Origin of the sequence: Actinoplanes sp. KI2, assembly GCF_025630775.1 — a bacterium.
In the GTDB taxonomy this organism is placed as follows: domain Bacteria; phylum Actinomycetota; class Actinomycetes; order Mycobacteriales; family Micromonosporaceae; genus Actinoplanes.
This window is the reverse complement of the sequence record NZ_JAOSZE010000065.1, coordinates 17,079-39,009: the sequence shown is the minus strand read 5'-3', so window position 1 is coordinate 39,009 and position 21,931 is coordinate 17,079. Positions and strand designations below refer to the sequence as shown.

The 21,931-nt window shown below is 71.4% G+C and carries 21 protein-coding genes; 7 read left to right on the top strand and 14 right to left on the bottom strand.

What is annotated here, in order from left to right; genetic code table 11:
- Positions 1-78: 78 nt before the first annotated feature.
- The 7 genes from ODJ79_RS42580 to ODJ79_RS42550 are packed head-to-tail and all read right to left on the bottom strand — an operon-like array spanning position 79 to position 7,553.
- The gene (locus tag ODJ79_RS42580; RefSeq protein WP_263029421.1) at positions 79-462 is read right to left on the bottom strand and encodes an SHOCT domain-containing protein; all 384 of its coding nucleotides are present in this window, start codon (positions 460-462) and stop codon (positions 79-81) included.
- A gap of 2 nt (positions 463-464) precedes the next feature.
- The gene (locus ODJ79_RS42575; RefSeq protein WP_263029420.1) at positions 465-911 is read right to left on the bottom strand and encodes a DUF1269 domain-containing protein; all 447 of its coding nucleotides are present in this window, start codon (positions 909-911) and stop codon (positions 465-467) included.
- A gap of 10 nt (positions 912-921) precedes the next feature.
- Positions 922-1,350, bottom strand: coding sequence for a DUF6325 family protein (locus ODJ79_RS42570; RefSeq protein WP_263029419.1), 429 nt, complete (start codon positions 1,348-1,350; stop codon positions 922-924).
- A 23-nt stretch (positions 1,351-1,373) separates the two neighbouring features.
- Positions 1,374-2,807, bottom strand: a complete 1,434-nt coding sequence (locus tag ODJ79_RS42565; protein WP_263029418.1) for an MFS transporter — start codon at positions 2,805-2,807, stop codon at positions 1,374-1,376.
- Positions 2,808-2,834: 27 nt separating this feature from the next.
- On the bottom strand, positions 2,835-4,310 hold the full coding sequence (locus ODJ79_RS42560; protein ID WP_263029417.1) for an alpha-amylase family glycosyl hydrolase: 1,476 nt from the start codon (positions 4,308-4,310) through the stop codon (positions 2,835-2,837).
- Positions 4,307-6,988, bottom strand: coding sequence for an MGH1-like glycoside hydrolase domain-containing protein (locus ODJ79_RS42555; RefSeq protein ID WP_263029416.1), 2,682 nt, complete (start codon positions 6,986-6,988; stop codon positions 4,307-4,309). The genes ODJ79_RS42560 and ODJ79_RS42555 overlap by 4 nt, the downstream gene beginning before the upstream one ends.
- Positions 6,989-7,046: 58 nt before the next feature.
- Positions 7,047-7,553 carry a DUF1269 domain-containing protein gene (locus tag ODJ79_RS42550; RefSeq protein WP_263029415.1) on the bottom strand — a complete coding sequence of 169 codons (507 nt, stop codon included), beginning with the start codon at positions 7,551-7,553 and terminating at the stop codon, positions 7,047-7,049.
- Positions 7,554-7,698: 145 nt separating this feature from the next.
- Between ODJ79_RS42550 and ODJ79_RS42545 the strand changes: the two genes are divergently transcribed.
- Both ODJ79_RS42545 and ODJ79_RS42540 read left to right on the top strand, forming a co-directional pair.
- Complete coding sequence (locus ODJ79_RS42545; RefSeq protein WP_263029414.1) at positions 7,699-9,129, top strand: hypothetical protein; 1,431 nt, start codon at positions 7,699-7,701, stop codon at positions 9,127-9,129.
- Positions 9,130-9,147: 18 nt separating this feature from the next.
- Positions 9,148-9,342, top strand: coding sequence for a hypothetical protein (locus ODJ79_RS42540; protein ID WP_263029413.1), 195 nt, complete (start codon positions 9,148-9,150; stop codon positions 9,340-9,342).
- Between the two features lie 47 nt (positions 9,343-9,389).
- Here ODJ79_RS42540 and ODJ79_RS42535 read toward each other — a convergent pair whose 3' ends face one another.
- On the bottom strand, positions 9,390-10,763 hold the full coding sequence (locus ODJ79_RS42535) for a DUF2252 domain-containing protein (RefSeq protein ID WP_263029412.1): 1,374 nt from the start codon (positions 10,761-10,763) through the stop codon (positions 9,390-9,392).
- Between the two features lie 176 nt (positions 10,764-10,939).
- Between ODJ79_RS42535 and ODJ79_RS42530 the strand changes: the two genes are divergently transcribed.
- From ODJ79_RS42530 to ODJ79_RS42515, 4 genes are read left to right on the top strand one after another with little or no spacing between them, the layout of a single operon-like run.
- Positions 10,940-11,176 carry a hypothetical protein gene (locus ODJ79_RS42530; RefSeq protein ID WP_263029411.1) on the top strand — a complete coding sequence of 79 codons (237 nt, stop codon included), beginning with the start codon at positions 10,940-10,942 and terminating at the stop codon, positions 11,174-11,176.
- The gene (locus ODJ79_RS42525) at positions 11,173-11,913 is read left to right on the top strand and encodes a potassium channel family protein (protein WP_263029410.1); all 741 of its coding nucleotides are present in this window, start codon (positions 11,173-11,175) and stop codon (positions 11,911-11,913) included. Before ODJ79_RS42530 ends, ODJ79_RS42525 begins: the two co-directional genes overlap by 4 nt.
- 3 nt (positions 11,914-11,916) lie before the next feature.
- Entirely contained in the window at positions 11,917-12,357 is a 441-nt protein-coding gene (locus ODJ79_RS42520) for a hypothetical protein (protein WP_263029409.1), read from the top strand.
- A 28-nt stretch (positions 12,358-12,385) separates the two neighbouring features.
- A complete protein-coding gene (locus ODJ79_RS42515) occupies positions 12,386-13,540 on the top strand; it encodes an AI-2E family transporter (protein ID WP_263029408.1) in 1,155 nt (384 codons plus the stop codon).
- Between the two features lie 22 nt (positions 13,541-13,562).
- Here the strand turns inward: ODJ79_RS42515 and ODJ79_RS42510 are convergent, their stop codons facing one another.
- Both ODJ79_RS42510 and ODJ79_RS42505 read right to left on the bottom strand, forming a co-directional pair.
- Complete coding sequence (locus ODJ79_RS42510) at positions 13,563-14,453, bottom strand: M56 family metallopeptidase (protein WP_263029407.1); 891 nt, start codon at positions 14,451-14,453, stop codon at positions 13,563-13,565.
- Positions 14,450-14,830: a BlaI/MecI/CopY family transcriptional regulator gene (locus ODJ79_RS42505; protein ID WP_263029406.1), complete on the bottom strand. Its 381-nt coding sequence runs from the start codon at positions 14,828-14,830 to the stop codon at positions 14,450-14,452. The genes ODJ79_RS42510 and ODJ79_RS42505 overlap by 4 nt, the downstream gene beginning before the upstream one ends.
- 716 nt (positions 14,831-15,546) lie before the next feature.
- Between ODJ79_RS42505 and ODJ79_RS42500 the strand changes: the two genes are divergently transcribed.
- Positions 15,547-15,888, top strand: a complete 342-nt coding sequence (locus ODJ79_RS42500) for a hypothetical protein (protein WP_263029405.1) — start codon at positions 15,547-15,549, stop codon at positions 15,886-15,888.
- Positions 15,889-15,950: 62 nt separating this feature from the next.
- Here ODJ79_RS42500 and ODJ79_RS42495 read toward each other — a convergent pair whose 3' ends face one another.
- From ODJ79_RS42495 to yicI, 4 genes are all read right to left on the bottom strand, one after another.
- The gene (locus ODJ79_RS42495) at positions 15,951-17,096 is read right to left on the bottom strand and encodes a hypothetical protein (RefSeq protein ID WP_263029404.1); all 1,146 of its coding nucleotides are present in this window, start codon (positions 17,094-17,096) and stop codon (positions 15,951-15,953) included.
- 175 nt (positions 17,097-17,271) lie between these two features.
- A complete protein-coding gene (locus ODJ79_RS42490; RefSeq protein WP_263029403.1) occupies positions 17,272-18,591 on the bottom strand; it encodes a 6-phospho-beta-glucosidase in 1,320 nt (439 codons plus the stop codon).
- A complete protein-coding gene (locus ODJ79_RS42485; protein WP_263029402.1) occupies positions 18,584-19,600 on the bottom strand; it encodes a carbohydrate kinase family protein in 1,017 nt (338 codons plus the stop codon). Before ODJ79_RS42485 ends, ODJ79_RS42490 begins: the two co-directional genes overlap by 8 nt.
- 98 nt (positions 19,601-19,698) lie before the next feature.
- Positions 19,699-21,930: an alpha-xylosidase gene (gene yicI / locus ODJ79_RS42480; protein ID WP_263029401.1), complete on the bottom strand. Its 2,232-nt coding sequence runs from the start codon at positions 21,928-21,930 to the stop codon at positions 19,699-19,701.
- Position 21,931: the final 1 nt, after the last annotated feature.

Sequence of the window (21,931 nt, the reverse complement as noted above, 5' to 3'; positions counted from 1 at the left end):
CATCAGGAGGGCCAAAGCGTCGGTCGCCGGTGATCTCCCATCACCGGCGACCGACGCCTTTTCCGTGTTCGAGCCTGGTCAGGAGTTCAGGATCTTGGCCTTCTCCTGCTGGAACTCCTGCTCGCTCAGCACGCCCGAGGACTTGAGCTCGCCCAGCTGCTTCAGCGCGTCCAGCTTCGCCTGCATCGGGTCGGCTCCCTCGTCCTCCTGCTCGGCCGCGGGCACCGGGGCCGCCACGTAGACCTGCTGCGGCTGCGCGTACTGCTGCGGCGGCGGTGCGTACTGCTGCTGCTGGGGCGGGTACTGCTGTTGTTGCTGGGACTGCTCGTAGTATTCGTGTTCCGCCTGCTGGTCGGCCTGCCGCTGCCACCGGCCGGCCTGGCGGCGGGACACCCGGTTGGACACGGCTGTGGCGGTCCCGGCGACTACCGCGGTGCGGGCAACACCTCGCAGAAGTCCCATGATCAGCTCCTCACGTAGTCGGGCTCGGACTCGTCCAGGGCCGCGAGCAGCTGCTGGACCGGAATGCGGCCGCCGGCGATGACCCGGCCGCCGGCGCGCCGGACGGTGGCCGCGAACGGGCCGGCCCACACGTTCTCGTACACGATCAGCGCGGCCGCGCTGCCCGGCTCGAGGACCGCCGCGGCCTCCTCGAGGTCGTCGCCGCCGATCATCCCGGAGGAGGCGCCCTGGAACAGGGCGAGCCCGGAGTCCAGCTGCTCGCCGACCACCTCGTTGACCTTGCCGTCCGCGTCCTTGCGCAGGAACCGCAGGTCGAGCACGCGGATGATGCCGCGGTCGACGAGGTTGACGATGTGCGGCAGACCCTGGCCGGGTTGGCTGCCGGGCGGGAATTCGATGCAGAGGTAGTCGACCGGGCCCATCTCCTGGAGGTCGTGCAGGTCGTCCATGGCGCTCCCTTCACTTTCCGCCGATGCCCGCCAGGGCGTTCGAGCGGATCTTGTGTACGGCCGGAATGTGCAACAGGGCGAGGACGGTGCCGTCGGTCGACGCCACCTCGCTGGCCAGGTCGTTCACCCACCGGTGCTCGACCAGCACGGCGAGGGCGTCGGTCTCGTCGTCGACGAGCTCGCCTACCTCGTCGACGTCGGTCTCGGTGATCAGCCCGGTGGCCAGCCGGGCCTGGGTTTGCGGGTCGCCGCCGAGCCCGGGGAGCTCGCAGAGCTCCACCGCGCAGGCGCCGCCCACCGCGTCGGTCCGAACCACCAGCACGTCGAGCACCCGGACGCCCGGAGCGGCCAGCAGTTGGTCAAGTGTCGCCAGGACGCCGTCGTTGAGTCGTGCCGCAGGGAAGGACAGGACGATGAGTTCCAGCGGACCCAATGCCATGGGTTTCAGCATGCGCCTGCCCCTCAGGCCGCCGCCTCACCCGTTGCGGGTGAGCCAGGCGCCGCGCGGGGCGGCGGTTTCCGAGGGATGAACATGGCGGCCAGCAGTCCCAGCAACGAGATGCCGGCGAGCAACCCGAGCGCCACCGCGAACGGGGTGCCGAGGTGCTTGCCGTTCGCCGCCACCAGGATCGAGCCGGCGATCGCCACGCCCAGCGAGGAGCCGAGGTTGGAGACCGCCCGGGACAGGCCGGAGATGTCCGCCTGGTCCTCGTCGCCGAACGACGACTGCACGACGTTGACCGAGGCGGTGAGCATGACCCCGACGCCGAAGCCCATCAGCAGCAGGCCGGGGACGAACGTCCAGACCGCCGAGTCCTCCCGGACCAGCAGCGGGACCAGGATCATGCCGACCGTGGTCAGCACGAAGCCGCCGCGCACCAGCATGGCCTGCGCGCGCCGGCTCGCCATCCGCCCGGCGACCGCCGAGGCGAGCAGCACGCCGATGGTGGCCGGGGTGAGCAGCAGGCCGGTGTGGATCGCGTCGTAGTGGCGCACCTGCTGGATGTACACGGAGATCACGAAGAACGAGCCCTGCATGATCAGCCACTGCACGACCTGGGTGCTCAGGCCCAGGTTCGAGACCCGGTTGCGGAACAGCCGGGTCGCCAGCAGCGGCACCTGGCCGCGCCGCTCCCGCCCGCCCAGGTAGCGCAGGAAGAACACGAGCACCCCGAGACCGGCCAGCACCGGCACGAAGACCTGCCAGGAGATGATCCCGTGCGAGTTGGAGAACAGGATGCCGGAGACGACCAGCACCAGGCCGACCGCCGAGATCACCGCACCCCAGAGATCGAACTTGGGCCGCGGGCCGGTGCGGGCCGGCTCCGGGATCTTGCGGCCCAGGAAGAGAATCACCACGACCACGGCGAACTGGGCCAGGAACGAGGCCCGCCAGCCGAGCGTGCTGGTGATCAGGCCACCGATCAGCGGGCCGGAGGCCGAGCCGAGGCCGGCCGCGCCGCTGACGATGCCGAAGTACTTGCCGCGGGTCGCCATGTCGTCGAACGCGACGGTGATCAGGATGTAGATCGGCGGGATCATCAGCGCCGAGCCGACGCCCTCGAGCAGCGAGTAGCCGACGAACATCAGGCCGAGGCCCTGGGCGAGCGACGCGATCAGCGCGCCCGCCCCGTAGATGATCATGCCGAGGTTGAAGCAGAACTTGCGGCCCCAGATGTCGGTGAGCTTGCTTCCGGGAATCATCAGGGCGGCCATGGTGAGCGTGAAGAACGTGATCGTCGCCTGGATCCCGGCCACCGACGTGCCGATGTCGTCCGCGATCGTGCTGATCGCGACGTTCATGTTGCTCGCCGCGTAGCTGGCGATGAACTGGGCGAGGGCGAGCGGCAGCACCATCGAGCGCGCCGCGGCCGCCGTGGACCTGGTCTGCGTCACGGTGAAAACCTCTTCGACATCAGAGGGTCAGGCGGGTGCGACCGCCAGGAGGTGCTGCCCCCATGGGGGCAGGTCGACGTAGAGGCCGTCGCCGGTCAGCTGGTCGCCGTCGCGGTCGAAGACCCGGCCGTCGAGCAGGTCGATCAGCCGCCAGCGGCGACCGGCCAGGGCCGGCCAGGGCAGCACGATCCGGGCCTGGGACTCGTGGCCGGAGAGGTTGACCGCGATCACGTGGTGCGGCACGTCGTCGTGCCAGGCCCAGGCGAGCACGTCGGCGTGGGTGGGGTTGTCCGGCCAGCCGTCCGCGTCCAGCATGGTCCAGTCGCCGCGGCGCATGCCGGCCACCACCGCGAGCAACCGGCGGTAGAACGCCTGCAGGTCCTCGTCGACCGGCTCGTCGGGGAACCGGGCCAGGAACACCGGCAGGTGGGTCCGCCGCCCCTCGAACTCGCCGTCGTGCCACAGGGTCGCGCCGGGCAGGGTGGCGACCGCCACCGCAGCGGCCCGGTCCCGGCCGCCGGGCAGCGCCGTCGCGGCCCGCGGCTCGTCGTGGTTCTCGATGAACCGGATGAGTTTGTCCTGGTAGTCGCGGCCGGCCGCGAGGTGGCCGCGGACCGCGGCGGCGCTCTCCCCGGCCAGCCGGTCGTAGAGCCGCTTGTCGTAGCAGAAGTCGAAACCCTGCTGCTGCAAGGTCCACTCCATGTCCCAGTACGCCTCGGCGATCAGCACCACGTCCGGCCGGTGCGTGCGCAGCTCCCCGATCACCGCCGGCCAGAACTCCTCGGCCGGCGGCGGCCCGGCGTGCCCGCCCCAGGTACGGGCGAACACGTCGTTGGTCAGCAGCATCGCCATGTCGCAGCGGATGCCGTCGCACTGCCCGGCGATGTCGGACAGCGCCGCGGCGGTAGCCGTACGCAGCTCCGGCGAGAACGCGTTCAGCTGGGCGACGTCCGGCCACGGCGGGAAGTACGGGTCCCGGCCGTGCGCGAGGATCCGCCCGGCCGCCCGGAACCAGGCGGCCGGCTCCTTCTGCTCGTCGGCCTCGTCGCCGTGCACGAACCAGTCCGGCGCCTCCACCACGGCCGGGTGGTCAGGCGCGACGTGGTTGGGCACGTAGTCGAGGACCAGCCGCAGCCCGCGGCGGGCCAGCTCGGCGCGTGCGGTGGCCAGCCCGCCCGGCCCGCCGAGATGCGCGTCCACCCGGTACCGGCGGACGCAGTACGGCGAGCCGACCAGGTCGGCCGGCTTCAGGTCGGGCAGCGCCTGGTGGAACGAGCGCTGCAGGTCCTCGTTGGCCCGGGCCACCACCAGGCCGGCCGGGCTGCGTTCCCAGACGCCCATCAGCCAGACCGCGTCGACGCCGGGCGGCAGGGTCTCGTCCCAGACCTCGGCCGGGACGTCGGCGAGCGTCACCCGGTGGCCCAGCCGCCGGGACACACCTTCCAGCCACGGCCAGGTGTCGATCTCGTACACGACGGGGGCAGCCGGCCAACCGGTGCTCACGACTGTTCCTCCTCTGCCGCCTGGAAGGCCCCGGCCATCCCGCGCTCGAGCAGTTCCGATCCGGTGACCCGGGCGAACACGAGCGGGAAGACGGCGACCAGCCCGGTCCACCCGGTCTGGTGCGCGGCGCCCAGGCCGGCGCCGTTGTCGCCGTGGAAGTACTCGGAGAAGGTGATCAGGTCACGCCAGTTCTCGGTGGCGAACACGTCCTGGCCACCGTAACAGGGCCGGCGGCCGTCCTCACCGGGCAGGAAGATCCGGCCGAGCCGGTCGGAGATCTCCCGGGCCACCTCGAAGAGCGTCTTGCGCACACCGGAGCCGGTCGGGCACTCCACGGTGAAGTCGTCGCCGTAGCCCACGTACAGGTTGAGCAGCGCCCGGATCATCAGCGCGTTGACCGGGAACCAGATCGGGCCGCGCCAGTTGGAGTTGCCGCCGAACATCCCGCTGTCCGACTCGGCCGGCGTGTACGCGACCCGGTACCGGTCACCGTTCACGTCGAACTCGAACGGGTGCTCCTCGTGGAACCGGGAGAGCGAGCGGATCCCGTACGGGCTGAGGAACTCGTCCTCGTCGAGCAACCGGGCCAGGATCCGGCGCAGCCGGTCCTCGTCGAACAGGGCGAGCAGGTGGGTGCCCGGCCGGCCGGCGAACCGGCCCTCCGACAGCGCCGCCCGGACGCTGGGGTGCGCGGCGAGGAACCGGTTGGTCTCGTCGATGATCTCCGGATGCCGGGCGCTGACCGTGGTGTCGAAGACGGTCGCGGCGGCCAGCGGCAGCAGTCCGACCATCGAGCGGACCTTGAGCCGCACCGCTCCCCCGTCCGGCCGCCGGAGCAGGTCGTAGAAGAAGCCGTCGTCCTCGTCCCACATCGAGGCCCGGCCGGGGTGGTTGACCGCGGCCGCGATCCAGGCGAAGTGCTCGACGTAGGTCTGCGCCTGCTCCACGTAGGTCGGGTCGTCCAGCGCGAGTTCGAGCGCGATCTGCAGCATGTTCTGGCAGTACAGGGCCATCCACGCGGTGCCGTCGGCCTGGTCGAGGTGGCCGCCGGTGGGCAGCGGGGCGCTGCGGTCGAACACCCCGATGTTGTCCAGCCCGAGGAAGCCGCCCTGGAAGACGTTGTTGCCGTCGGCGTCCTTGCGGTTGACCCACCAGGTGAAGTTCTTGGCCAGCTTGTGGAAGGCGGTGGCCAGCCAGTTGCGGTCGCCGTGCCCGTGCCGCGCCTTGTCCAGCTCGTAGACCAGGTAGGTGGCCCAGGCGTGCACCGGCGGGTTCACGTCGGAGAAGTTCCACTCGTACGCCGGGATCTGGCCGTTGGGGTGCAGGTAGCGCCGGCTGAGCAGGAGGTCGAGCTGGCGCTTGGCGAACGCCGGGTCGATCAGGCTGAAGGTGACCGCGTGGAAGGCCAGGTCCCAGGCGGCGAACCACGGGTACTCCCAGGCGTCCGGCATCGAGATGATGTCGTCGGCGATCAGGTGGTACCACTCGCCGTTGCGGGTCGGCCCGGCGGCGAGGGGGTCGCGGCCGTGCTGGGTCAGCCACGCCTCCACGTCGTACCCGAAGTACTGCTTGCTCCACAGCATGCCCGCCAGCGCCTGCCGGCTGACCTGCCGCTGCCCGGCGCTCAGGCCGGCGCCGAGCCGCTCGTCGTAGAACGCGTCGGCCTCGCGGCGGCGCAGTTCAAGGGTCTCGTCGAAGATCGGGCCGAGCCGCTCCCGGACCGCCTCGGGCGGGACCGGCTCGTCGGTGAGCCGCAGCCGCACCACGGCCGAGTCGCCGGCGGGGATCTGAAGGAGGATGTCGGCGGCGGCCTTGGTGCCGGTCAGCGCCGGGTTGACCGCGTCCTTCTCGTCGTGCACCACGAAACGATCAAAAGCATCCTTGACGTACGGGGCGGTGCCGGCGCTCTCGTTGTCGGTGAACAGCACCGTGTGCTCGCCCTGCACGAGCAGCCAGCGGCGGCCCAGCTCGGCGTGGCGCGCCTCGATCACCGCGGCGCCGCGGATCCCGGGCACCTGGTAGAGGGTCGGCTGCCCGTTCGCCGCGTCCTGCCAGGTGTTGCGGAACCAGAGCGTGGGCAGCAGGCGCAGGGTCGCCGCCTCCGGCCCGCGGTTGTGCACGGTGACCCGGTACAGGATGTCCTCGGGGCCGCCCTTGGCGAACTCGACCTCGACGTCGAAGTACCGCTCGCCGGCGAAGATCCCGGTGTCCAGCAGCTCGTACTCGAACTGGTCGCGCCCGCGCTCCCGGTTCGTCCGCACCAGGTCGTCGTAGGGGAACGCGGCGTGCGGATATTTGTAGACCATCCGCATGTACGAGTGGGTGGGCGTGCCGTCGACGTAGAAGTACTGCTCCTTGACGTCCTCGCCGTGGTTGCCCTCCGAGTTGGTCACGCCGAAGAAGCGCTCCTTGAGGATCGGGTCCCGGCCGTTCCACATGGCCAGCGCCAGGCACAGCAGCTGGCGGTCGTCACTGACCCCGGCGATGCCGTCCTCACCCCACCGGTACGCGCGGGACCGCGCCTGGTCGTGGGTCAGATAGTTCCAGGCGTCCCCGCCCGGGCTGTAGTCCTCCCGCACCGAGCCCCACTGCCGCTCGCTGAGGTAAGGCCCCCAGCGCCGCCAGGGAATTCCGGTGGTGTCCGCGTCTGTCAGTCGCAGCTGCTCGGCACTGGTCATGGCTCTCTCCTCCATGAAAGCGCCGCCCGCCCCGAACGGGCGGGCGGCGCCATGTCGATCAGGCCTGAGCGGTCTCCTGGCCCTGGCCGTGCAGCGCCTCCTGGAGCTGCTCCTCGGCCTCCTTGGAGAGCGACGACTTGAGCACCGTGCCGCCGAACTGGCTCAGCGCGTCGACGGCCTTGTCCGGAGTCACGGCCTCGACGATCAGGAACAGCGCCGACGTGCCGGGCTGCAGCATGTCCCGTACCTGCTCCTGGAACTCCTTGTTGATCGCCCCCTTGGTGAACTTGCCCATCAGCGCGCCGAGACCCGCGCCGACGGCCATGCCGATCACCGGGATGAAGAACAGCAGGCCGAACAGCAGACCCCAGAACATGCCCCACGTCGCGCCGCCGCCCACCGCGTGGTGGTTGGTGGTCACGTGGTACTTGCCCTCGGCGTCACGCCGGATGACCGCGATGGCGTCCGGCTGGATGATGAGGTCCTTCGCGAGCCTCTCGGCTTCCAAGCCCGCGGCTGTCGCCGTGGTCTCGTCGGGGTACCCGATGGCGACCAGAGTTGACATGGTGATGACCCTTTCTCCGTCTGCGGTTGCGTTGCCCAGTCAGCCACAGCTCGGTGGGCGCTTCCTCATACCGGGGGAATGAAAAGGGGCGTTCACTCGCGCCGGATGAAGCGCCGCGGCGCCCCGGTCGGCGAACGTCAGGGGCATGACTTCGAGCCCGATCGTGCCGGACGACGAGGTCGCCCGGCTCCGCGATGAGGTCGCCACCCTGCAGGCCCGCCTTCAGGACCGCCGCCGCCGGCAGTTCGCCCTGCTCGCGCTGCGCCGGGTGGCCGCCGCCGTCTTTATCATGATCACGGCGTTCGCCCTGGTGACGAGCGTCGTCGGGGTCTGGGCCGCGACCACGGTGCTGAGCACCGACCGCTGGGTGTCCACGGTCGCGCCGCTGCCGAAGGACCCGAAGATCGCCGCCGCGGTCGCCGAGTACTCGACCGACCAGCTGTTCACGGCGATCAACGTGCAGCAGCGGATCGCGGACGTCCTGCCGCCGCAGGCCGCGTTCATCGCCGGCCCGGTCACCGGCCAGCTTCGCACTCAGATCCAGAACACCGTCTACAAGGTGATGCAGAGCGATCAGTTCCAGCGGATCTGGGTCGGGGTCAACGCGCGGGTCCACGCGCGGGTGCTGGACATCATCGAGGGCAAGAGCCAGACGGTGACCGCGCAGCAGGACAAGGTCGAGATCGATCTGCTGCCGCTGATCAACCAGGTGATCCGCGCACTCAGTGACCAGCTGCCGACCCTGTTCGGCAAGACGATCACGCTGCCCGACCTGAGCAGCGGGGAGATACCGGACAACCTGCGCGCCCGGGTGCAGGACGCCCTCGGCGTCACCCTGCCGGAGAACTTCGCCCAGTTCACCGTCTACGACAACGGCCAGCTCTACGCGGTGCAGCAGTCGGTCGAGGCGGCGAAGAGGTACCTGGTGCTGTTCGTCACCGCGACGATCCTCCTGCTGCTGATCGCCCTGGCGATCTCCCCCTGGCGGCGCCGCACCCTGCTGCAGCTCGGGCTCTGGCTGGTGGTCGCCGCGGTGGCGGTCACTGCGGTGCTGCGCGGGGTCCGCGACCAACTGCTCAACCAGGTGCCCGACGGCGTCTATCGGGAGGGGGTGGCGGCGGCCGTCACCAGCGTGTTCAGTCTCCTGCGTACGCGCGGAACGCAGTTGATCTGGATCGGCGCGATCCTGGCGGTGGTCTGCTACCTGTTCGGCCCCGGCCGGGGCGCGACCTGGTTGCGCGCGCAGGTGCGCCGGGGCGCGGTGATCACCGGCCGGGCGACCGCTCGCGGCGCCCGCTGGCTGGGCGGCAACGCGCCCGGCTGGACCGCCGCGCACCGCGACGTGCTGCGGGTCGGCGGCCTGGTGGTCGGCGGCATCCTCGCGCTGCTGCTGTCCTCCTGGACGTCGCTGCTGGTGATTTTGATCGTGGTCGCCGCGTACGAGCTGGCGGTCACCCTGATCGGCCGTACCGACCGGCTCCCGGATGGATCTCTGTCGGAGAGCGACGGTTCACTCCCGGAGAGTGATGCGCCGGAGCCTGCCGACCCGGCACCGTTGACCCCATCCCATTCCTAGAGAGCAGGGGGCTGGCTCATGAAGGAACGGTACGAGATCCGCATCCACGGGCTGCTGGGTCCGCTGCTGCGCAGCAAGTTCGCGAATCTCGCCTGCGAGACGCTGCCTTGCCAGAGCACGATCCGCGGCCGGTTCTCCGAGGAGGAGCTGCAGCGCCTGCTCGACAAGCTGCAGCAGTCCGGTGTGGAGCTGGTCTACCTCGACTCGAATTAGCGGCCGTCCGGCCGCCCCCGCGGGGGCGGCCGGACGGCTCGAGCGCCTCAGATCCCGGTCTGGGCCGTGACCCGGCCTTCGTTCACCGCGGCGGCCAGAGCCGCGTGATCGCGCTCGGTCTGGTCGGCGTACTTCTCGGCGAACTCGGCGAGGGCGTTGTCGACGACCGCGTCGTCGCCCAGGTAGGCGGCGATCGCGATCCGGTCGCCGGTGCGGGCGTGCGCCCGGGCCAGGGTCCACCCGCACACCGCCGCGTAGTCGCGCATCCCGGCCGGCTCCATCTCCTCGGCCACCACCGCGCCCTTCCAGTCGCGCAGCTGCCGCACGTAGAAATCGCGGCTCGTGCCGTCCAAGCCGGGCACCCGTTGCCAGCCCAGGAAGATGTCGCTGACCGCCTGCATGAGCCGCTGCCCGACCACCACGCGGCGGCCCTCGTTCTCGGCGGGCGCGGTCGCCAGCACCGACTGGCCGGCCTCCTTGACCTGCAGCAGCAGGGGGTCGTGCTCGTCGCGGCCGGCCAGCAGCACGATCCAGCAGCGGGTGCCGACGCTGCCCACCCCGACGACCTTGCGGGCCATGTCGACGAACTCGTACTGGTCGAACAGGTGCCGCCGGTCCTCGGCGAGGCTGTCCCGGTAGCCGGCCAGCAGCCCCCGCAGCTGGCCCGCCAGCTCCTGCCACTCCACCTCGGGGAGCAGATCACGGACCGGCACCACCAGCGGCGGGTCGGCGACGATCCGCCGGCTGCCGCCCACCGCGGCCGTGAGCTTCTTGTACGCCTGGAGGCTGTCCCGGGTCATCGCCTTGGTCCGCATCTTGTCCACCCGCTTCTGGCGCGCCTTGTCCAGCTGAGCCCCGAGCGTGCCGGCCAGGTCGTCGACGTCGGCTCGGGCGTACCAGACCTCCAGGTCGCGCATCGCCGCGAACTCGGCCATCGCCACCCGGTAGCGCTCGGCCATCGCCAGGACGATGCCGCGGCGGATCTTGCGGGCGTAGCCGTTGGCCCGGCCGGCCACCGCGAGGCTGGCGGCGAGCCGTTTGACGTCCCATTCCCACGGGCCCGGCCAGGTCTCGTCGAAGTCGTTGATGTCGAAGACCAGGCGCCGCTCGGGCGAGGCGAACAGGCCGAAGTTCATCAGGTGCGCGTCGCCGCAGAGCTGGACCCGCAGCCCGGTGTCCGGCGCGGCGGCCAGGTCGGCGGCCATCACCGCGGCCGAGCCGCGCAGGAAGGAGAAGGGTGAGAGGCCCATCCGGCCGTGCCGGATGGGCACCAGCTCGGGTACCCGGTCGGCGTCCTGCGCCTGCAGAACGGCCACCGGGTCCGGCCGGTCGGCGGGCGGGGCGAAATCGGCATGGCTCTCCCGCGGCGTCACCTTCTGCGCATCCCGTCCGGCGGCTGCGCGTGTCTCCGGATCCCTCATCACACACCTCCTGGTGGTCGCAGTTGTGAGCACATCGCACCGGGATCGGCCCCGCCTCATCTGCTCGGGGTGACGACGCGGCGGCCGTACAGGTCGAGTGTTGAGGTTCCAACCAACCGCGGCCGGCTCGGCGCGCAAGCACCGGACCTGGTCGAGACGACGCGGAGAGGATGGTCATGACCGCGACGAACTACCAGGTACGGGTGTCCGGGACGATCCCGAGCGAGCTGCTGGCCGAGTTGTCCGACATGACGATCTCGGTCGAGCCACCCGAGACCGTGCTCTTCGGCGCGCTCCCCGACCAGTCGGCGCTCTTCGGCCTGATCTCACGGATGCACGGCATGGGTCTGCGGTTGATCGAGATCCGCCGGCTCCCCGGGGGTGAGGATTCCACCGTGGACACGCGTAGATGAGAATTCCCCGTAGGCGCACGCCGATCTGGTCCAGCCACAGCTACGGCCCGCTGATGCTGCTGATCTGCGCCACCTACGTGATCGGCACGATCGCGAACCAGCGCTGGACGATCTCGCTGCTGCTGTTCGCGCAGATCGGCACGGTCTGGTACGCCCTGCTGGTCTCCCGGGCCCACACCAGCCTGCGCGCTCTGGCCGCGGTGGTGTTCGCGCTCTCCCTGATCGCCGGCGCCTGGAACTTCTTCGTCCACGGCGCCACGCTGATCGGGCTGGTCTTCTTCGCCGGCAGCATGCTGTACCTGGTGGCGCCGGTCTCCATCGCCGGCGACCTGGGCCGCCGCCGGCACGTCGACCGCGAGCTGATGCTGGGGGCGCTCTCGACGTACCTGATGCTCGGGATGGCCTTCGCCTTCGCCTACCGCTGCATAGCGGCGTTCCAGCCCGGCCCGTTCTACGGCAGCAACGGCGACGGGACGATGGCGGACAGCCTGTTCTACAGCTTCGTCACGCTCACCACGACCGGCTACGGCGATCTCGTCCCGGCCGGGAATCCCGGCCGCACGCTGGCCGTGCTGGAGGCACTGCTCGGGCAGCTCTTCCTGGTCACGGCCGTGGCCAAGGTCGTGAATGTGTGGAGCCCGAGGGGCTGGCGGGACAAGGTTCATCCGCCCAGGATGGCGTCTTCGCCGCAGGAGGAGACGACCGTGAACTCGCAACCTAATTCGATCGAGGAGTGAGGAATGTCCGAGACACAGCAGAGGCCGGTGGCCTCCAACTCCACCTACACCCCGCGTCCGCAGGCGACCGGCTGGGTCGGGTACGTCGTGTTCGCCGGCGTCATGCTGATCATGCTGGGCGGGTTCCAGGCGATCGAGGGCTTGGTAGCCATCTTCCGGGACGACTACTACCTCGTCACCCAACGCGGCCTGCTGCTCACCATGGACTTCACCGCCTGGGGCTGGACGCACCTGATCCTCGGCGCGGTCGCGGTGATCGCCGGTATCGGCGTCCTGCTCGGGCAGACCTGGGCCCGGGTCACGGGCATCATCATCGCGGTGCTGAGCGCGCTGTCCAACATCGCGTTCCTGCCCGCGTACCCGATCTGGGCGACGATCATCATCGCGCTCGACGTGCTGGCGATCTACGCGCTCGCCGTGCACGGCCGTGAGGTCCAGTACTGAGCGGACGCCGCGGGTATGGCCGGCGCCCGTGATCACGAGCGCCGGCCTGCCGCGCGGCGTCATCGTCCTGCTCGGATCCGCGTGCCTGGTCATCGTGGTCGGCGGGATGCGGATCACCGCCGACCTGCTCGGCCCGGTGTTCCTGGCGCTGATGCTGACCGTCACGGTCAGCCCGATCGCGATCAGGATGCGCGCCAAGGGCGTGCCGCTGTGGCTCGCCATGATCGTCAACGTGCTCGTGGTCTACCTGCTGTTGTTCATCCTCGGTGCCGCGATGGCGCTGTCGCTGGCCCGGCTGGTCGATCTGCTGCCGCAGTACCAGCAGCAGTTCGCCGACCTGCGCGCCAATCTGGCGAGCACGCTGCGCGACCTCGGCATCGACCAGAGCCAGGTGACCGCCCAGCTGCAGAAGCTGACCGACCCCTCGAAGGTCGTCGGCGCCCTCGAATGGGTCTTCGGCGGGATCGCCGGAGTGCTCTCGAACACCGTGTTCCTGCTCGCCGTGCTGCTGTTCATGTGCGTGGACGCGATCGACTTCCCGGCCCGGCTCGCCGCCAGCGGCGACCAGCGGCCGCAGGTGATCGGCGCGCTTCGCGAGTTCGCCCAGGGCACCCGCCGCTACCTGTGGGTGACCACGGTCTTCGGGCTGATCGTCGCGGTGATCGACACCCTCGCGCTGTGGGCGCTGGACATCCCGCTGCCGTTCCTGTGGGGTCTGCTGTCGTTCATCACGAACTACATCCCCAACATCGGCTTCATCATCGGCGTGATCCCGCCGGCGCTGCTCGGGCTGTTGCAGGGCGGCGTGGAGAAGATGATCTGGGTGATCGTCGTCTACTGCGCGATCAACTTCGTCATCCAGTCGATCATCCAGCCGAAGGTGGTGGGCGAGGCGGTCGGCCTGTCCGCCACCATGTCGTTCCTCTCCCTGATCTTCTGGGGATGGGTGCTCGGGCCGCTCGGCGCGCTGCTCGCCATCCCGCTCAGCCTGCTCGCCAAGGGCCTGCTGGTCGACATCGACCCGTCGACCCGATGGATCACCCCCCTCGTGTCCAGCGGGCCGCTCCCCCGCGCGGACGACGGCCCGGACGGACAGCTCACCGAGCCGGACGCCGCCGAGTTGGAACCCGCCGCAGAGCCGGAAGCCACCGCGGCGCCGAAAGCCGCCGCCGAGCCTAAGTGATCTCGATGGCGGCGGGCGCCGATCAGCCGATCAGCCATGCCCGCAGGACGGCCACGAAGTCGGCCGTGGCGGTCGCCTCCAGCAGCAGGGCGGCGAAGCCCACCACGGCCAGCAGCGACACCGGCCGGCCGCTGCCGACCGGCGGCGGCCCCTGCAACGCCCGGACCCGCCGCACGATCACCCCGCCGTGCACGCCCAGGGCCGGGGCCGGGGCCGGCGACGCAGCGGTCGCCAGGGCCGCCCGGGCCACCGCCCGCGCCACCAGGTCGCGGTCGCCGACACCGGTCGCCGCCTCCTCGTCGGCCCAGCGCTCCACCAGGTAGGCCACCGCCTCCCGGGCCGGCCGCAACAGCGGGTTGATCGCGGCCGCCGCCCCGGCCAGCAGCATCGCCCGGTGGTGCCGGTGTGCCAGGTGAGCCCGCTCGTGGGCCAGCACCGCCCGGCGCTCGCCGGCGTCGAGCACCCGCAGCATGCCGGTGGTCAGCAGGATCTCGCCCGGACGCCCCGGCACGGCGACCGCCAACGGCTCGGACCAGTCGGCCACCACCACCCCGCCCGCCGACGGCCCGGCGTCGCGCAACCGGCGAGCCGTGGCGCTCCGCAGGCGGACGTCGCGCACGAGACGGATCAGGGCGACCGCCAGCAGCGCCGCCGCGGCGGCCGCCACCGCGTCCGGGACGGGCTCGGGCAGGCGCATGCCGGACCGGGCGTCGAGGGCGATCATCGCGGGCAGGTCGTCGAACAACGTCAGCACCAGCAGCACCAGCGACCAGACCGTGGCGGCCGCGGTCAGCACGGCGCCCGCGACCAGGGCCGGGACGGCGGCACACGGGCGGGCTCGGTCGGCGGCGACCCGCGCGGCGAGGACGACCAGCACCGGCAGCAGCAGCGGGAGGTAGACGGCGAGCGTCATGTCGCCCGCTCCGCGAGCAGGGCGCGCAGCGTCTCGGCGTCGTCCTCGCCCAGCGCGGCGGCGAACTGCTGCAGCACCGCCCGCCGGTCGGGCCGCTCGTCGAGGGCGGCCCGCATCCGGGTCGCGGCCAGCGTCGCCGCGTCCTGGGCGGGCCAGTACACGTGGCCGCGTCCACGATCGGCGCGGCCCCGCCGGACCAGGTCCTTCTCCAGCAGGCGGCTCAGGATCGTCTGCACGGTGTTGTACGCGAGGCCGCCGCCCAGCGCCTCCTGCACGCCCGCCGGGGTGAGCGGCTCGCCGGCCGACCACAGCGCGGCCATCACCTCGGACTCGAGCTCGCCACGAGCGCGCCGGCGCCCGGCCTCGTCCTCGGCCATCCCACACTCCTGTCCGCCCCGCGACGCTGTCGGAAGTAAGGCTATCCTCACCAGGCAGCCGATCCGCTCCCGGCACGCGGTACCGAAGGCGTTACCGGACACCGCCGCTCCCCCACAGCCGACGGCCTGGACCCGCGTCGCGGATGGCCAGGACCGGGTCCGGTTCGGCCTGCTGCACCGGCGCCATCCTCGGGGCACTGGCCGCCGAGTTCCGGGCCGGCTGTTTCGCCGCCGTCGAGCGCCTCTCGGTCACGGCCGCGGCGGTCGTCGCCCTCGGCACCCGACCGGCCCGCCGGCTGGGCGGGCGCGGCCCTGCCGATCGTCGCGCCGCCCGGAGAGCCCGCCGGGTCAGACCGCGTCGAGCATGGACAGTTCGCGCGGACCGGTCTCCGCGGATGGCACTTCGCCGGTCATGGGGGCTCTCCCGGGCGGACGCGCGTTGACCGTCGTCCATCCAGGAGGTTGCCACCCCACACCGAGCGCGTGAATATAGCGTGCCCCGGGCGTACGCAATGGGTGTTTTCCGAGATTTTGCGGGATTTTCGCGCGGGATGGCGTTCATCCGAACGGGGTGAGGCGAGCGGGGCCGGGCCGACGGGAGGGTGGGAGACGTGCGCGGGGGACGCCGGGGCTCGCCGCGACGAGGTTTGCCGCTGCGCGACTGCCGGCGGGCGCCGCTTTCCACCTCGCCGATTCGCACCGTGAAGGGAAGAACGATGGGAAAACGTGAGATCGAACTGCGCGACGCGATGGCCGCGGCCTGGGCCGCCGCCCGGGTCACCGGCGGGCAGTTCCGCGCCCTCGTGCCGGTCTACGGCAGCCGGATGGGCGTGGCCCTGCAGGTGATGCGCGGCCGGGAGATCCGGCAGCGGCGGCGCGCGGTCACCCTGACCGCGATCGCCGCGACGATCGTCGGGGCGGCGGCTGCCGTCGCGGTGGAGCGGGTGATCGCCCATCGGGAGTCGGCGGAGCCGGTGACCGAACAGGCCGCCGAGGCGATCGAGAACGTGAAGGCGGAAGCCGCTTTCACCGACAAGGAAGCTTTCACCACCAAGTAGCCGTTCCCTCCGGGCCGACGACGGCGGCCGGGCCCTCGCCCGACCGCACGCACGCGTCTGCGTCAGGCCGGATACGGCCCCGGCCCGCTGCTGCCAGGTCCCGGCTCGTCGCCGCTCCCGGGGTACGGCCCACCAGGCTGGGTGGTCCCGGGATAGGTCCCGCCGCCGGGATACGTGGGGTCGGCCGGGTAGGTTGGGCCCCCGCCGCCCGGATACCCCGGGCTCCCGCCCGGATAGGTCGGGCCGTCCCCCGGGTAGGTGGTGCCGTTCCCCGGCTCGGCGTTCGGATCCGGCTGGGCGACCAGGAAGCCCACCAGCGCCGTGTCCAGGGCCCGCACGATCTCGTCCACCCGCGGACTCAGCATCCGCCAGTCCTGCCCGGCGGCGAGGGCCTGGCTCTCCGCGTCGACCGCGGCGACCAGGTCCTGCGACATCGCGCTGACCTGGCCGGCCGACGCGCGGTGGTAGTCGTCGACGGCGCGCCCGGCGAGCAGGTCCCAGCGGGACGACATCTCGGTCAGGTCGGCGCGCACCGGCGGCCAGGCCAGGGCCCGCTCCGCGGCCACCTGGGTGCTCAGCGCCCCCGGGAGCCGGGTGGCGATCACGTTGCGGCCGGCGGCGGCCAGATTCGCCGCCTCGGTCTGCCAGGCGGCGGCCCGCTTCTTGCGGTTGACCATCAGGACGGTGACCACGATCGCGAGCCCCGCCAACAGGATGATCAGGAGCCAGCCGAGGGTGCCGAGGCCGCTGGTGGTCTCGGTGGTGGCCGCGGCCTCGGACGGGTTCGCGGTCGGGGTGGTGGTCGCGGCCGCCGCGGTCGTGGTCTCCGTCGTCGCCGCGGTGGTCGTGGGCTCCGCGGTCTTCGTCGGCTCGGTGGTCTTGGTCGGCTCCGCGGTCTTCGTCGGCTCCGCCGTCTTGGTCGGCTCGGTGGTCTTGGTCGGCTCCGCGGTCTTCGTCGGCTCCGCGGTCTTCGTCGGCACGGTGGTCTTGGTCGGCTCCGTGGTCCTGGTCGGCCTGGCCGTCCTGGACCCCTCGGCCGTCGCGGTCGGCTCGGTCGTCTCCGCGGTCTTGGTCGGTCGTTCGATCGAGGGCAGCGTCGACGGCAGCGCCGTGCCGCCCTCGCCGCCCCCGCAGGCCGCCAGCCCGGTCAGCGCACCGGCCAGGGCAACGGCCACCACGAGCGGGCGGGCGTGCGCGAACAGTCCCATCTCCAGTCCCCTTCGTGCCCGGCGCCAGCACGAGGCACCGCTCGCCGAAAGTCTCGGGGACCAACCCGGACAAGACATCCTTCCCAACGGATGAGGATGATCCGGCAGCCCGCAGGCCGCCCGCGCCGCCTTTAGACTGCTCGGCCGGTGAGCGCAGATAACCGAACTCGGACGGTCAGCGCAGATAACCGAGCTCGGGCAGTTGCCGTTGGTACTCGGCGATCAGGCGGCGCGCGATCGGCACGGAGTCGATCAGCGGGTGGCAGGCCATCGCCCGCGCCGCGACGGCCCGCGAACCGGTCGACGCCGCCTCGAGCACGCCGCGCTCGACCGCCTTGATCCGCTTTACCAGCTCGACGCCGTGCCCCGGGATCGACGCGCCCGGACGCGGGTGCGCCCCGGCGCCGTCCACCCGGCAGGGCACCTCCACCACCGCGTCGTCGTCGAGGACGTCGAGGGTGCCCCGATTGCGCACGTTCAGGATCAGCTCCGCGGGCGTGTCCGTCGCGATGGCGAGCATCAGGGCCAGCGCCACCGCTTCGTAGCCGCCGCCCTCGGCGTCGTCCCGCTCCCCCAACCCTTCGAGGGCCATGTACGTGGCGTCCCGCTGCCGCAGCGCCGCTTGCCAGGTGGCCAGGGGATCCGCGGACCCGGCAAGCTTCGCGTACAACTCGTCCTGCTGCCGGAGAAGGAACTCCCCGCGCGTCTCGGTCGCGCTCAACTCCGCGCGTACCAGGGAAGGGGTTTCGTAGTAATAGCGCAGGTATTCGTTGGGCACCGCACCCAGCGCGCGCAGCCTCTCCGCCCCGAACAGCCGTCCTTCCTCGAAGGACGAGAGGCCGTCGTCGGAGGCCAGCAGCCGTGGGAGCGCATTCTCCCCGTCGACCCGTACGCCCGACAGCCAGCCCAGGTGGTTGAGCCCGGCATAGTCGAGCCGGGCCGACGAGACCCCCAGCGCCCGCATGACCCGCCGGCCGAGCGCCGAGGGCGAATCGCAGATCCCGATCACCCGGTCGCCCAGGTGCGCCGCCATCGCCTCGGTGACCAGCCCCGCCGGATTGGTGAAGTTGATGACCCAGGCCTGCGGCGCGACCAGCGCGATCCGGCGGGCGATGGCGTCGGCGACCGGCAGGGTCCGAAGCCCGAACGCGATGCCGCCGGCCCCGACGGTCTCCTGCCCGAGCACGCCCTCGCCCAGCGCCACCCGCTCGTCGATGACCCGGCCCGCGAGCCCGTGCACCCGGATCGCGCTGAACACGAAGTCGGCCCCGGTCAGCGCCTCGGTCAGATCCGTCGTGACCAGGATTTCCGGTGGCGCCGGCGCGGTGGCCGCCTGCGCGGCCAGCACCCGCGCGATGGCCGCCAGCCGGGCCACCGAGACGTCGTGCAGGACGACCGACGAGATCGGGCTCCCGGGATCGAGGAGCGCGCCGAAGACCAGCGGCACCCGGAAACCCCCGCCCCCGAGAATGGTGAGCCGCCGCCCCTCAGTCATGGGCCTGCGCATCCGAGAGACGCGCGATCGTGGCCGTGGCCCGGCGTACCGCGCGCTGCTCTCCGTCCGGGATCAGGTCGTCCAGGAAGGCGTATCGAGGATCGTCCGAGCACCGCCACCAGTCCGCGATGTCGCCCCAGCCCGGCGCCGACAGCGACCCGCCGAACTGCTGCACCGACAGCGACGCGATGAGGTTGGCGAACGCGAGCCGCTCCTCGAGCGGCCGGCCGGCGAGCGTGCCCAGGATGAAGCCCGCCATGAAGACGTCGCCGGCCCCGGTCGGGTCGAGCGCCTCCACCGGCACCGCCGGCGCGTGCACCAGCTCCCCGGTGGCCGAGTCGATCGCGATCGCGCCGTCCGACCCGCAGGTCACCACCACGATCGGCACCAGCCCGGCGAGCCGTCGCGCCGCTTCCTCCGGCGAAGACGCCCGGGTGTAGCGCATCGCCTCGACCGAGTTCGGCAGGAACGCGTGGCAGTCGGAGAGCATCGCGAGCGCCTCGGCCGGCCACGCGTCGGTGTCGTCCCAGCCGACGTCGGCGAAGACCAGGGTGCCCGCCTGGCGGGCCTGCCGCACCCAGGGCAGATCGTCCTTGGTGAGGCTGACCGACGCGGCCCGGGCCGCCGGCAGCGGCCCGACCAGGCCGGACGCGTTCAGCGGCGGCGGATGCGCATGCGTGACCATGCTGCGGTCCCGGTCGTACGCCAGCGACACCGTCACCGGCGAATGCCCGTCGACCCGCGTCGAGGCGGACAGGTCGATGTTCTCCTGGCCGCACAGCGTGCGCGCGCAGAAGTCGCCGTACGCGTCGGTGGCCAGCGCCGTGCCCAGGCCGGTGCGCAGCCCGAGCCGGGCCGCGGCGACGGCCAGGTTGGCCACCCCGCCCGGACACGACCCCATCCCGGTCGCCCACACCTCGGTGCCCGGGCGCGGCAGATCGCGCAGCCCGGTGAAGATGATGTCGAGGTAGACGACACCGGGAACGAAGAGGTCCAGCGTCGGCGCCATCCTGCGATCGTATTTCGGGGGTACGACAAAACGGGGGTGATCCTCATTGCAGAACCACCCCCGGCCTGCCCGATCAGCGGCGAGACAGAACGCCCGGATCAGCCGGCGACCCAGACCGCCTCGCCGGCGGGCAGGTCCGCCGAGGCCCCGCCGACGATCTCGACGCGCCACGGCAGGGCCGCGCCGTCGCGCTCCACCCGGGTCGCCGTGCCGTCCCGGGTCACCGTGAACGTGCTGTCGCCGACCGGCACGGTCGTGGTCCCGTCGGCCGGCTCGTACACCCGCAGCGTGATCCCGTCGCGGTAGTCGTAGTCCGGCCGGTCGGTGCGGTTGCCGATCGGCAGCACCGCACCCGGGCGCACCAGCAGCGGCACGCTGTCGAAGCCGTGCGTCTCGGTGACCCAGCCCGGCCCCTCGACCACCTCGCCGGTCAGGTAGTGCGTCCAGCGCCCGGCCGGCACGTAGAAACTGACGACTCCGGACTCGCTCAGCACCGGGGCGACCAGCAGGTCGCCGCCGAGGAGGTACTGCCGGTCAAGGTGGGTGACGGCCGGGTCCCCGGGGAATCCGACGACCATCGGCCGCATGACCGGCAGCCCGTCCTCGTGCGCCTGGCGGGCGGCGCCGTACAGGTACGGCATCAGCGCGTACTTGAGGTGCGTGAACTTGCGCAGCACCTCGACCGACTCCTCGTCGTACAGCCACGGCACCTTGTACTCCTGGTTGCCGTGCAGCCGGCTGTGCGAGGAGAGCAGCCCGAACGCGATCCACCGCTTGAACACCGCGGGGTCCGGCCGGCCCTCGAAGCCACCGATGTCGTGGCTCCAGAAGCCGAACCCCGAGGACATCAGGGACAGCCCGCCGCGCAGGCTCTCCGCCATCGACTCGTACGTGGCCGAGTTGTCCCCGCCCCAGTGCACCGGGAACTGCTGCCCGCCGACCGTGGCCGACCGGGCGAACAGCACCGCCTCGCCCTCGCCGCGGGCCTCCCGCAGCACGTCGAAGACGGTCTGGTTGTACAGCTGGGTGTAGTAGTTGTGCATCCGCTCCGGGTCGGAGCCGTCGTGCCAGACCACGTCGGTGGGTATGCGCTCGCCGAAGTCCGACTTGAACGCGTCCACACCCATCTCGACCAGGTTTCTCAGCTTGCCCGCATACCAGTCGCGGGCCGCCGGGTTGGTGAAGTCGACCAGGCCCATGCCGGCCTGCCACCGGTCCCACTGCCACACGTCACCGTTCGCCCTGGTGACCAGGTAGCCGTTGGCCCTACCCTCGGCGAACATCGCCGAGCGCTGCGCGATGTACGGGTTGATCCACAGGCAGGTGCGCAGCCCTCGGTCGGACAGGCGCTTGAGCATGCCCGGCGGGTCCGGGAAGATCCGCGGGTCCCATTCGAAGTCGCACCAGTGGAACTCGCGCATCCAGAACGTGTCGAAGTGGAAGACGCTCAGCGGCAGGTCGCGCGAGGCCATCCCGTCGATGAACCGGTTGACCGTCTCCTCGTCGTACGGGGTGGTGAACGAGGTGGTCAGCCACAGCCCGAACGACCAGGCCGGGGGCAGGGCCGGCCGGCCGGTCAGCGCGGTGTACCTGCGCAGCACGTCGGCCGGGGTGGGGCCGTAGATGACCAGGTAGGACAGGGTCTGCCCGGCGACGCTGAACTGGGTGCGGGACACCATCTCGCTGGCGACCTCGAAGGACACCCGCCCAGGATGGTCGACGAGCACGCCGTACCCGCCGTTGGTCAGGTAGAACGGGACGTTCTTGTAGGCCTGCTCGCTGCTGGTCCCGCCGTCCTCGTTCCAGATGTCGATGCTCTGGCCGTTCTTCACGAACGGCCCGAACCGCTCGCCCAGGCCGTAGACGGCTTCGCCGACCCCAAGATCCAACTGCTCGTGTACGTAGTGAGCACCGTCGGCGCCGTCGACGATCCCCATGCCCTTCCACCCGCTGCCGGTCAGGCGCCTGCCGTCGGCCACGAAGTCCAGACCCCATTCGTCGCCCGGCCGGAACCGGGCGGTCAAGCGGCCCGAGGTCAGCTCGTGCTCGGTGACGGTGACCGGGTGCTCTTCCCGGTTCAGCGCGAAGTTCGGCCCGTTGGCAACACCGCCGAGGAAGTGCCCGATGGTCACCCGGATGACGTCCGGCGCGGGCGCCTCGCACCTGATCGTGATGACCGGCGCGTCCAGGGTGTCGCTGCGGTCGCGCACCTTCTTCGCGGTGGCGTACGCGGTCAGCGTCGCCCCGTCCGACTCGGTGTCGTGCAGCTGTGCCGGGTGCAGCACGGCGAACCCATCGCGCTTGCGCCAGTAGCCGTCGGTGAACTTCATA